A 7,481-nucleotide genomic window follows, 5' to 3' on the forward strand; every position below is an offset into this window, starting at 1 on the left:
GTCACTAACATTTAACTTTTTATTTTTTTTTATATCGAGGAAAAGAACTAATTTTGCTATTTGAAACGCAAACAAACAGTAATGAATCTAGAAAAGTTTCACTTGGTTACACGCCTAGCTTCTCAAGCAGCACATTATGGAGACCGTGAGGCACTTCGCTATTGGGAAAATGGGCAATTGTGCTCTCTTTCTTGGAGAGTCTTCTATGAAGAAATACAGAAGATAGCCAATGCTTTACTCCATTACCAAGTGGGAGTACAAGAAAATATCGGGATTTTTGCTCCTAACTCTCCTCAGTGGACTATGGTGGATATGGCCGCCGCTCACATAAGAGCTTGTGCTGTTCCTATCTATGCGACAAATACGGCCGATCAAGCCGCTTATATCATTAATAATGCGGGAATTAAAATCCTCTTCGTTGGAGAAAAAGAACAATATGAAAAGGTAGCACAGATACGCCAAGCGTGTCCTGAGTTACAATTAGTAGTACTTTTCAATGAAGCACTGTGCAAGGAAGGAGGGGCAAGTGTTTGTACTCTATCTCAATTTATAGCAGCTCCCCAAGGGAAAATCTATGAGGCGGAACTAAAAGAACGTTTTGACCAACGCAACTTACAGGATTTCTATACCATTATCTATACATCGGGTACTACAGGTAACCCTAAGGGAGTTCTCATAGATTATGAGAATGTGGCTTATCAGTTTATCAACCATGATGATCGCTTGGCAGTAGTAGAGGGCAATGTATCTATGTCCTTCCTGCCACTATCCCATGTGTATGAACGTATGTGGGTAGCCTATGTATTCCATAAGGGGGTGATTAACTGTTACTTAGATGATACGAATCGTGTAGCAGAGGCTCTTAAGGAGGTAAAACCTCACTATATGTGTGTAGTACCACGCCTTTTGGAGAAAATATATACCAAAATCTACGAAAATGTAGGAAAACAGTCTTTGGCAAAACGTATCGTCTTTGCAGCAGCTACCCGAATTGCAAAAATACAATTGGGAAGAACGAAGAAAGGAAAATATCCTTCTTTTGTTCTTAAGAAGCTTTATAATGTAGCCGACAAACTTGTTTTCCAAAAGCTAAAAGCAGCTTTGGGCGGTAATATTCAGATGATTCCTTGCGGAGGAGCTCTTTTAGAACCTTCTATTGGGCGTTTCTTCCGTGCTATTGGGGTCAATGTAACCTTGGGCTATGGAATGACCGAGACTACTGCGACCGTATCTTGTTGGGACGATAAGAAATTCAAGCTCAAGTCGGTGGGTACCCTTGTGCCACATATACAAGCGAAGATAGGAGAGAACAATGAGATTCTTCTCAAGGGAGGTTCTATTACCAAAGGATACTATAATAATCCAGAGGAGAATGCTAAGGCCTTTACTGAAGATGGTTTCTTGCGTACAGGAGATGCAGGCTATATAGACAGGGAAGGTAATATCTTTATTACAGAACGTATTAAGGAATTAATGAAAACTTCCAATGGGAAATATATAGCCCCCCAACAAATAGAGGGGAAGGTAGGTAAGGACAGCTTCATAGAGCAAATAGCTATCATAGCGGATGCTCGCAAGTACGTTTCTGCTCTTATTGTTCCTAACTATGATGCCTTGTCTGAATATGCTAAATCACTTAACCTTAAGTATAAAAACTATTCAGAGCTGATAAAAAATAGTCAAATAGTGGAGTTCTTTCAAAAAAGGCTACAAAACTTGCAACAAGAGTTGGCCGCTTATGAGCAGATAAAGAGATTTACGCTGCTTACTACTCCTTTCTCTATTAATAATGATGAACTTACCCCAACACTGAAGCTTAAGCGAAAGAATATCTATAAGAATTATTTCCGAGAGATAGAAGCGATGTATGTATAACTCTGAAGAAAATACCCATGTCAAAAACTGTAGTAGAACTTAAGGATGTTTCTATTTTTCAAAGAAAAAATCTTATCTTACATGATATTAACCTCACTATAGAGCGAGGGGAGTTCGTATATCTGATAGGGAAAACAGGGAGTGGTAAGAGTTCCCTGCTAAAGATACTCTACGGGGATCTGCCTCTGAAGAAGGGGACAGGTATGGCCGTAGATTTTAATTTGGCTACCCTTAAGGAATCGGAAATACCTTATCTGAGAAGAAAGATAGGGGTGGTCTTCCAAGATTTTAAGTTGCTCCCCGATAGGACGGTGTTTGGTAATCTTGAGTTTGTTCTACGTGCCACAGGTTGGCATGATCCTCATAAGATAGAGGCGCGTATCAATAGTGTTCTCAGTAAGGTGAAAATGCAGACCAAGATAGACAAACACCCTCATGAGCTTTCAGGAGGAGAGCAACAACGTGTTGCCATTGCACGTGCACTGCTTAATGATCCTGATCTAATTCTCGCCGATGAACCTACGGGAAACCTTGACCCAGAGACGAGTGTGGAGATTATGAAAGTGATGCGTGAGATTAATGACTCAGGTCGTTCTATCCTTATGGCAACCCATGACTATGCTCTGATACTCAAGTTTCCGTCCAAAACCATCAAGTGTGATGCAGGGAAACTCTTTGAGGTGGTACAACGTTCTGTCTGATTAAAAATCAAATTTCAGCTGAATATCAATAAGTTGAAATGTCTTTCTATGGTGCTCACAAGCACCAAATTCAAGGATAGCCGCTCGGTGCTCACGAGTTGGGTATCCTTTATTTTTATCCCAATGATACATAGGGAATTCTTTATGGAGTTCTTCCATATAAGCATCGCGATAGGTCTTGGCAAGTACTGAAGCGGCTGCAATACGCATAAAGCGTGCATCTCCCTTTACCTGACAGGAGTAGGGAATCTCCTTATAAGGCTTGAAACGATTACCATCTACCACAATAAACTCAGGAGTAAGGGTGAGCTTGTCCAAGGCTTTTTGCATGGCCTCTATGGAGGCATTGAGGATATTGATTTGGTCAATTCGCTGTGGGGACAGATGTACTACAGCATAGCTCAGCGCCTGCTCTTCTATAATAGGGCGTAGTTCATTGCGCTGTTTTTCGGTCATTTGCTTGGAGTCATTGAGCAATGGGTGATAGAAATCTTCAGGGAGTATCACAGCAGCAGCTGTAACAGGTCCTGCTAAGCACCCTCTTCCTGCCTCATCAGTACCCGCTTCCCTCGGGGAGAAAAACCATTTTTCCATAGGATTAATTTTGTAAAACTAAAAGGTTACAGCCACGAATATCTGCAGCATCGAAGCGACCCAATACTTCAAAGGAGCCATCGGGGTAGGCCTTGCCTAAATCCTGAGTGGCGATAAAGCTACAAGAGTAGTAGTTGGCAAGGTCTATTACATTAATCCCTCCGATTCTGCCATAGGGTAGGGGAGAGAGCGCATCCTCGCTGTCTCGAATGAGAATTTTCATCCAAGGAACAGGGTAGAAAAGTCCATTTCCTTGGCTATAAGCTTGGGAGAGTAGCTCCGTCATCCCATATTCGGAGTGAATCACCTTAGTACCAAAGCCCTTACATAGTAGCTCATGTAACTCCTCTCGAATCAACTCCTTGCGTCGCCCTTTCATGCCTCCTGTCTCCATAACAATTGTATTTTTTAGAGAGAATTGGTATTGCTCTACCAAGTCCAAGAGTGCGAAGGACACCCCCATTAGGAAAACCTTTCGCCCCTGAGCGTCCCATAGCCTTAGTTTTTGGGCAAGTTCCTCTTGGTTGTAGAGGTAAAAACCACTTTCCTTCTGGGCACTCTCAATCAAATCCTCAGCCATATAGATAAGGGAAGACCCCTTGCGTTCCAAGTAGGAAGGAAGTAAAGCTAAAAATATGTAGTCTTCTATCCTCCCATAGAAGTGAGCAAATCCCTTGCGAAAACTCTCCCTATAGAGTGCAAGAGAACTTACCAAGTGTTGAGATGTTTGGCTCCCAGTGGTACCACTACTGGTAAATACCTCCTCAGGAGCATTGGTAGCCGTATAGATTTCTTTATTTTTGAAAAACTCTATTGGTAAGAAAGGAATCTCCTCAAGAGCATGTACCGTCTTAGGAGTCTTGCCGAAATAGTTGCAAAACTCCTGATATACAGCATTGTTTTGGTACTGAAAAGCAAATACTTTTAGTGCTTGTGCTTCAAATTCCTTAGGGGAATAATCTTGAAAGAGGTTATTCATCAAATAGTTGTAAGTGTTTTTAATAATTAATGACAGAACGCTATCATATCTAATTGGTTGTTAAGACAAAAAGCGATGTTTTCCTTTAGTCTCATAATGTGTTCGTAAGCAAATCCCTTTTCATCTTCCTCTATCATAGCTTCTATTTCTTCCTCTGTTTTATGGACGTTCTCTAGCAGAGAATCCAAATGCTTGAGTCGGTCTTGGTCAATGAGGCTTATCATAGGAAAGTCTTCTATCTCAGGTAGCGGGAAGGGGTGGAAATGGTCTTCGGGGAATAGCTCGGTATCTATTTCTACCTCTATATCATAATCCTCTGAAAGGGTTTGGTTGATAAGGTCAGTTTCATACCAGAACTTCATTTCTTGAGTAAAAGGCAATTCTTTTCCCAAGGTAGCACAGATTCCAATAAAGGCATACCCATAAGTATATCCCTTTTTCTCATCAAAAGGACGCCCCATGATAATATCGGTAAGCGCCTTAGTGGTCTCATTATCCTCATCTTCTTCAGCATAGTTTTGGAAGATTTCATTTTTCTGAACCTCTGCGAGTAAGGTTTCGTCCTTAGAGGCAAAAGTTGCCTGAAGTTCAGAGGTGTTCACCCCATAAGCAAACATATAATATCCCATAAGAAAAGCGTTTTTTATAAGGCAAAGGTAGTGTTTTATTTTAAGAAAACAAAATATTTGTGAGTTAGAGAAAAAGATGTATATTTACCAAATCAAAGAAATAGAAAAGAATAAAATAATATTTTTTGAAAAGGAATAAAAATATTTTGTGAATCTGACAAATGTCGCTATATTTGCACACAGAATACGAAAAGAGCCTTTTATGAAAAAGTATATTATTTGCACCCTATTGATAAGCCTTAGCTTGATTGCTTGTGGAAGAAAAAATGTAAAGAATCCCCATCAAAAAGAAAAAACAGTTCAGGGGCATTTTCAAGGCAATCACTTTAAAAAAACGGATTGGGAGCTATTGGGTTTGCGTGGGAAAGTAAAACGATTGGAAGAAATCTTTGATTACTATGAATATGCAGAGGATGGCTCTGCAAAGAAGTTGGATGCGGTTGCTGTTTTGCCAAGAGAAGGTACATTTTTCCGTACAATAAATGGTCTTCCTCTTATTATTGATTTCGATGAAGAAGGTTATATTATAGGCACACGAAGGTATGAAGATACAGGAATAGATTCTCTTATCTACAACCATAAAGAGAAAACCATTACTCAATATACGGGAGATAAAAAACAATATATAGATTGTTATAAGTATGATGAAAGAGGGAATGTAATAGAAAAGAGATGGGGCCGAGCAGACCTCCCTTCTTATAAATACTATCATATTACTTATAATGATAGAGGACAAAAAATAAAAGAAATTTCTTCTATAAGCAAAACAAAAATTAAATTAGGGGAGGAAACTATCTATAGGTATGATTCAAAAGGGCGTATAATTTATGAGGAAAGAAAAGGGATTTTAGGAGAAATAAGAGAATATACCTATAATAGAGAGGGTGATATTCAAACCATTAAAAAGAAACCCTTCCTTGAACCAGAACAAGAACTCTGGTACGAATACACTTATGATAAGCAAGGTAATTATATCAAAAGCATTCTTTATCTGAAGGATAAAATAGAAGGAAAATTAACCTCTCGAGTAACACAACGAAAAATAGAGTATTACTAAAGGTTTGGGGCAAAAATATATTTTAAAACCTAAGAAGTATGAATCAGCTTTATTTTATGGTACCTAATAGAAAGGCTAAAGGAACTCCTATCTACTTAGATGGGATTTTACACACACGATTTATTCCTAGGGAAGAATACAAAGGTTCTACTCTTCCTCCTGTTCTCAATCGTGACAAATGGCGTGGGGGATGGATGAACTTAACTGAGCTCCCTGAAAAACTTTATCTTATCAATAAGCATAGGCTATTAGATTTTGATTATTGTGATACATCAAATGGGTTTATCATTTCAGAAGAGTTTAAGGAGATTATGGACGCACACAATCCAATGAAGTATCTTTTCACTCCTGTTGTAATGCTTAACAGAGATGGAGAGGTAAATTCTCGAAAGAGTTATTACTTTATTACTATTCAAGAAGACGTACAAGCTATTGATTTTGATAAATCAGAGTTTATAGAGACTATACCTCCGAATATAAATGTAGGGGAAAGATATCCAAAAGTAGAAATAAAGAAAGCAACAAAAATTGTTTTCAACAAAGAACTATTGGATAAAAAACCTATTTTTTATATTTGTCAATATTTTTTTGATAAGCTTCTTTTTTGTAATGAGGAATTTAAGAATAGTGTAGAGGCTCGAAAAATAAAAACAATTGAGTTTCATCCAATAGAAAGTCTAATAGAATATATGGAGAATACATATCATTTAGAGCTTTCAGATACTGAATTTATCATTGAGTAGGGAATAAAAATCATATATGTAAGGATATAGACCTCTGTATTGAAATTGACAATTCCTTATCTATTTTAACGATGGAGGAAGGAACTTATTAGATAACTTTCAGCTTTAAAATATCTCAAAATGACCATAACAGATGCTCCTAATACCTACAATAATGCTATAGAGATACTCTACCAGAAAGGATATGAAGTGTTTTTACTTGACAAAGATGAAGATTACCTCATTTATATGAAAAAGAATGAGGAAGTTACTGTTGCCAATGACTCTCTTTCGTTATTGGCTATAAGTTATTTGAAGGAAAATGGAAAAATAGTAGATGAGAGCTGGGAAGATAAGTTTATGGACAACTTTTCGGCATTAGCTATTAAGGAGATACTCAGTAGAAAATACAGCATAAAAATTACTGATAAACACTCCGATTGGTATGACTGGATTGTTAAGAAGAAAGATGAAATGTACTTTGCACAAACGCCTCTTAGGCTCTTGGCTTTGCTGTTGCTCATAGATTATTATGGATGGGATTGGTATAAAATAGCTGTTCCTTCTCACCTCAACGAACTAAAAAGCTACTAAAAACAACAAAGGCTGTCGCAAATTTTAGTTTGTGACAGCCTTTTTTATAGGCTTAATTCTTATAATCTAAGACTTTCCTCCCACTAGTACTGAGGTCATACTGATAGAGCCTCCTACTATTGAATCATTGAAAATCAGTACTTCACCATCTTCCTCTCGCAAAGCCATTACATATAGTAAAGGCAAGTAATGATCGGGAGTAGGCACTGATAGTTTTGCGTTTTCTCCGAATTGCTCAAAATGTACTAACGCCTCTAAGTTATTATCAGTTATTATTTGATTGATTTGATCACGAAAGGCAAAAGCCCAATCATAACCAGCATCTAAATC

General features: G+C 38.1%; 8 protein-coding genes and 1 pseudogene. 5 read left to right on the top strand and 4 right to left on the bottom strand.

Annotated features, from left to right (window positions below):
- Positions 1-81 precede the first annotated feature (81 nt).
- Together Q0625_RS13295 and Q0625_RS13300 are read left to right on the top strand one after the other, a co-directional pair.
- Entirely contained in the window at positions 82-1,875 is a 1,794-nt protein-coding gene (locus Q0625_RS13295; RefSeq protein ID WP_298828212.1) for a long-chain fatty acid--CoA ligase, read from the top strand.
- 17 nt (positions 1,876-1,892) lie between these two features.
- Complete coding sequence (locus Q0625_RS13300) at positions 1,893-2,576, top strand: ATP-binding cassette domain-containing protein (protein ID WP_298828215.1); 684 nt, start codon at positions 1,893-1,895, stop codon at positions 2,574-2,576.
- Here the strand turns inward: Q0625_RS13300 and Q0625_RS13305 are convergent, their stop codons facing one another.
- Genes Q0625_RS13305 through Q0625_RS13315 form a run of 3 tightly spaced genes read right to left on the bottom strand, consistent with a single transcriptional unit; the run spans position 2,577 to position 4,778 of the window.
- Entirely contained in the window at positions 2,577-3,170 is a 594-nt protein-coding gene (locus Q0625_RS13305) for a ribonuclease HII (protein WP_298828217.1), read from the bottom strand.
- Between the two features lie 4 nt (positions 3,171-3,174).
- Positions 3,175-4,149: an acyl transferase gene (locus tag Q0625_RS13310; protein WP_298828219.1), complete on the bottom strand. Its 975-nt coding sequence runs from the start codon at positions 4,147-4,149 to the stop codon at positions 3,175-3,177.
- A 26-nt stretch (positions 4,150-4,175) separates the two neighbouring features.
- A complete protein-coding gene (locus tag Q0625_RS13315) occupies positions 4,176-4,778 on the bottom strand; it encodes a pyruvate dehydrogenase (protein WP_298828225.1) in 603 nt (200 codons plus the stop codon).
- 202 nt (positions 4,779-4,980) lie between these two features.
- Between Q0625_RS13315 and Q0625_RS13320 the strand changes: the two genes are divergently transcribed.
- From Q0625_RS13320 to Q0625_RS13330, 3 genes are all read left to right on the top strand, one after another.
- Positions 4,981-5,835 (top strand): hypothetical protein, encoded by an 855-nt coding sequence (locus Q0625_RS13320; protein ID WP_298828227.1) that lies wholly within the window; start codon positions 4,981-4,983, stop codon positions 5,833-5,835.
- A 38-nt stretch (positions 5,836-5,873) separates the two neighbouring features.
- Positions 5,874-6,578 carry an Imm43 family immunity protein gene (locus tag Q0625_RS13325; RefSeq protein ID WP_298828229.1) on the top strand — a complete coding sequence of 235 codons (705 nt, stop codon included), beginning with the start codon at positions 5,874-5,876 and terminating at the stop codon, positions 6,576-6,578.
- 120 nt (positions 6,579-6,698) lie between these two features.
- The gene (locus Q0625_RS13330; protein ID WP_298828231.1) at positions 6,699-7,151 is read left to right on the top strand and encodes a hypothetical protein; all 453 of its coding nucleotides are present in this window, start codon (positions 6,699-6,701) and stop codon (positions 7,149-7,151) included.
- A 66-nt stretch (positions 7,152-7,217) separates the two neighbouring features.
- Here Q0625_RS13330 and Q0625_RS13335 read toward each other — a convergent pair.
- A pseudogene (locus tag Q0625_RS13335) lies at positions 7,218-7,481 on the bottom strand (4,5-DOPA dioxygenase extradiol); the annotation flags it as partial.

The sequence above is a fragment of the uncultured Capnocytophaga sp. genome (assembly GCF_938029845.1).
In the GTDB taxonomy this organism is placed as follows: domain Bacteria; phylum Bacteroidota; class Bacteroidia; order Flavobacteriales; family Flavobacteriaceae; genus Capnocytophaga.

Bases quoted from the DNA above. Each gene is read 5' to 3' on its own strand.
- Q0625_RS13295 (WP_298828212.1), top strand. From the start codon at position 82: ATGAATCTAGAAAAGTTTCACTTGGTTACACGCCTAGCTTCTCAAGCA.
- Q0625_RS13300 (WP_298828215.1), top strand. From the start codon at position 1,893: ATGTCAAAAACTGTAGTAGAACTTAAGGATGTTTCTATTTTTCAAAGA.
- Q0625_RS13305 (WP_298828217.1), bottom strand. From the start codon at position 3,170: ATGGAAAAATGGTTTTTCTCCCCGAGGGAAGCGGGTACTGATGAGGCA.
- Q0625_RS13310 (WP_298828219.1), bottom strand. From the start codon at position 4,149: ATGAATAACCTCTTTCAAGATTATTCCCCTAAGGAATTTGAAGCACAA.
- Q0625_RS13315 (WP_298828225.1), bottom strand. From the start codon at position 4,778: ATGGGATATTATATGTTTGCTTATGGGGTGAACACCTCTGAACTTCAG.
- Q0625_RS13320 (WP_298828227.1), top strand. From the start codon at position 4,981: ATGAAAAAGTATATTATTTGCACCCTATTGATAAGCCTTAGCTTGATT.
- Q0625_RS13325 (WP_298828229.1), top strand. From the start codon at position 5,874: ATGAATCAGCTTTATTTTATGGTACCTAATAGAAAGGCTAAAGGAACT.
- Q0625_RS13330 (WP_298828231.1), top strand. From the start codon at position 6,699: ATGACCATAACAGATGCTCCTAATACCTACAATAATGCTATAGAGATA.